The following is a 3620-nucleotide window of genomic DNA, read 5'->3' as shown; positions in this document are numbered from 1 at the left end:
GCAGCGAGGAGGCGCAGGAGTGGGGGGAGCAGGCGAACCGGCACGAACCGGAGCTGCGCACGCACGACCGCTACGGCAACCGCGTCGACGAGGTCGAGTTCCACCCGAGCTGGCACCGGCTGATGGGCGTCGCCGTGGCCGAGGGACTGGCCGGCGCGCCCTGGGCGGACGAGCGCCCCGGCGCCCATGTGGCCCGTACCGCACGGGGGTTGGTGTGGGGACACACCGATGCCGGGCACGGCTGCCCGACGTCGATGACGTACGCCGCCGTCCCCGCCCTGCGCGCCACGCCCGAACTCGCCGCGGTCTACGAGCCGTTGCTGACCAGCCGGGTGTACGACCCGGTCCTGCGCGTCCCGACCGAGAAGCGCGGACTGCTGGCCGGGATGGGAATGACCGAGAAGCAGGGCGGCTCCGACGTCCGTACCAACACCACGACAGCCACCCCCACCACCGAACCCGGCGTCTACACCCTGCGCGGGCACAAGTGGTTCACGTCGGCGCCGATGTGCGACGTGTTCCTCGTGCTGGCACAGGCGCCTGACGGGCTGTCATGCTTCCTGGTGCCGCGTGTGCTGCCCGACGGCAGCCGCAACACGTTCCGTATCCAGCGGCTGAAGGACAAGCTGGGCAACCGTTCCAACGCGTCCTCGGAGCCCGAGTTCGACGGGACCGTCGCCTGGCTGGTCGGCCCCGAGGGGCGCGGCGTCAAGACCATCATCGAGATGGTCAACTGCACCCGTCTGGACTGCGTGATGATGTCGGCAACTCTCATGCGCAAGACGCTCGTCGAGGCGGGCCACCATGTGCGGTACCGGTCCGCGTTCGGAGCGCGGCTGCTCGAACAGCCGCTGATGCGCAACGTGTTGGCCGACCTGGCGCTGGAGTCGGAGGCCGCCACGACGCTCACGCTGCGGCTGGCGGGCGCGGCGGACCGCGCGGTGCGCGGGGACGGCGCCGAGTCGGCGTTCCGCCGGATCGCCACCGCCGTCGGCAAGTACTGGGTCACCAAGCGCGGCCCGGCCTTCACGGCGGAGGCCCTGGAGTGCCTCGGCGGCAACGGCTACGTCGAGGACTCGGGCATGCCCCGCCACTACCGCGAGGCGCCTCTCCTCTCGATCTGGGAGGGCTCGGGGAACGTCAACGCCCTTGACGTACTACGGGCGTTGACCCGCGACCCCGGTACAGCGGAGGCGCTGTTCGCCGAACTCGCCCTGGCACAGGGCGCGGACACCCGCGTGGACGCGGCTGTGAGTCGGCTGAAGAACGGGTTGAGCGAGGCCACCGAGACGGGAGCCCGGCGTCTCGTCGAGCAGATGGCGTTGACCCTCCAGGCCTCCCTCCTGGTACGACACGCCCCGTCCGCGGTCGCCGACGCCTTCTGCGCGACCCGGCTCGGCGGCGACTGGGGGCACGCCTTCGGCACCCTCCCCGACTCCGCCGATCTCGACACGATCCTCGCCCGCGCCCTGCCCGAAGGGGACTGACCCTCGGTCACCTCCCGATTCCGCTTCGTTGTCAGTGGCGTGGTGCAGACTCGCGATCAGTTGGCACTGCGCCTGGGGAGGACAACGTGTTCACGGGGATCGACGAGGTCGGCTGGGCCTCACTGCGCCATGCGTACGGCAGTGCGGAGGACGTGCCCGGACTGCTCCGGGGACTGGCCTCCACGGACCCCGTCGAGCGGGCGGGCGCGCTCGACGGGATGTACGGCGCGGTGCACCACCAGGGGATCGTGTACGACTCGACGCTCGCCTGCGTTCCGTTTCTGCTCGCGCTCGCCGCTTGCGAAGAGGTCGCGGACCGGGGCGGGTTGGTGGAGCTTCTGGTCAGCATCGGCCAGGGACACGCACCGGAGGAGGAGGGGGAAGCGGGTGACGGGCGCGGGCCGGCCGGTGCCGCCGTCCGTGCGGGCGCCGAGGTCTTCGTCGCCCTCATCGGGGACCGGGACTCCGGCGTGCGCCGCGCGGCGGCCGAAGCGCTCGTCCGGTTCCTCGACCAACCCGCGCGTGTGCTGGGCCTGTTGCGCCGGCGGATCGCGGTCGAGCGCGACGACCGGGTCCTCCTCGCGCTCACCGAGAGCGTCGGCCTGTTCGTACGCCGGCACCCGGCCCACGCCCCCGAGGCGCTGGACATCCTGCTGATGCTCGGCACTCCGCCGTACGACCCCGGTCTACGGCTCGCCGCGCTCGGCCAACTCGCGGGCTGCGCACCCGATCTGCTCCCCGCCGACCTCGTCCCGACCGTCGTCGAACTGCTCGGGGAGCGGTCGGAGCAGCGCCGGTCGGGCCGCTCGACACCGGCCGAGGGCGACCACGCGGACCCGGACACGCTCGCCGGACGGTTACGGCGGCTGCGGCCCTCGGACGAGGAGGGCGCGCTGCTGCTGCGTACGCTGCACACCGCGCTCGGCGGGCGGGTGGGCGACCGGATCGCCCTGCTGGAAGGGCAGTTGGCCAGCCCTGACCCGGCCGACCGGTGCAACGGGGTGTGGATGTCGGCGGGGCTGTTCCGTGAGTGGCGGGCCGACTACACGGTGCCCGTCGAGCTGATCGGTGAGCAACTGGGCTCAGGGGAACCTCCGTTGCTCGGCGTGGCGGTGTCGGACCGGTTGCGCGATGCCGCGGTGTCGGTCCTGGGCGATCTCTTCCACCTGGCCGCGCCTGCCGCCGACCATCTCCACGCGCTCGTGACGTCCCGCCCCGATCTGTGGGTGCACCGCTGGGAGCGCCGGGCGCCGACCCTGGGCGGTCCGCTCAAGTCCCTTGCCCGCAGCGGCGATCCACGGGCGACACCGGTACTGGCCCAGGTCCTCGCGCAGCCGGCCGTACCCGCCGATCTGGGACGCGTGATCGTCCACCTCGGCCGCTCCACCGCACCACTCGCCCCGGCACTGCGACACCGGCTCGGTCAGGTGCCTCTGGACTCCCCCGAGACCTACGACCGTGCCGTACCCCTGCTGTCGGCGCTGACCGCGCTCGCCGATCGGGAGGCTGTGCCGGAGGTGGTGCGGCTGTTGCGTGGCCTGGCGGACGGGGTGCGGCTGAGGCCCCGGATCGTGGAAGCGGCGGTGCGGGCGCTCGATGTGTTCGGGGGTGATGCGGTGGGGGCCGTACCCGTGCTGCGCGGGTTGTTGGAGTCCGAGTGCGCGGGTGTCGCCGCGGGTGCTCTGTGGTCGGTGGAGGGAGATGCCTCCACCGTACTGCAGGTGCTGATAAGGGAGTTGGCGGGACCGGACACGCATCGGCGCCGGGCTGCCGCGGAGGTACTGGCTCGGCTGGGATCGGTCGCGCCGGCCGCGGCGCCCGGGCTGGCGCGGATGATCGGGGCGGACTGCGCGCGGGAGCGGACGGCGGGGGCGTGCGCGCTGTGGCGGGTCACCGGGGAGTTGGAGAGAGTGCTTCCGGTACTGCGTTCGGCCTGGGTGGAGCATCCGGAGGTGCGGGGCGCTATTGCCGCGTGTCTGGTCGGCATGGGGGCGGCCGGGGCGCCTCTGCATGACCTGGTTGAGGCTGAACTCGCCGCTCCACGACGGCATTTGGTGCGGTCGGGCGGGCACGGGAGTCAGGACGTTCTGGAGGACGAGCGGCTGTTGGAGGTGTGCCGGGAGGTGCGGGGGG

General features: G+C 72.6%; 2 protein-coding genes. Both read left to right on the top strand.

The window, feature by feature from the left end:
- On the top strand, positions 1 to 1487 hold a 1487-nt coding region (locus AC31A1_RS48650), incomplete at its 5' end, for an acyl-CoA dehydrogenase family protein (RefSeq protein ID WP_489659468.1).
- A gap of 86 nt (positions 1488 to 1573) precedes the next feature.
- Positions 1574 to 3620: HEAT repeat domain-containing protein (locus AC31A1_RS48645; protein WP_489659467.1), on the top strand; the 2047-nt coding region annotated here is incomplete at its 3' end.

The organism is Streptomyces sp. P5F9 (assembly GCF_057961495.1).
Note: the sequence above shows the minus strand (reverse complement) of the source record. Positions and strands in the feature narration are given on the sequence as shown.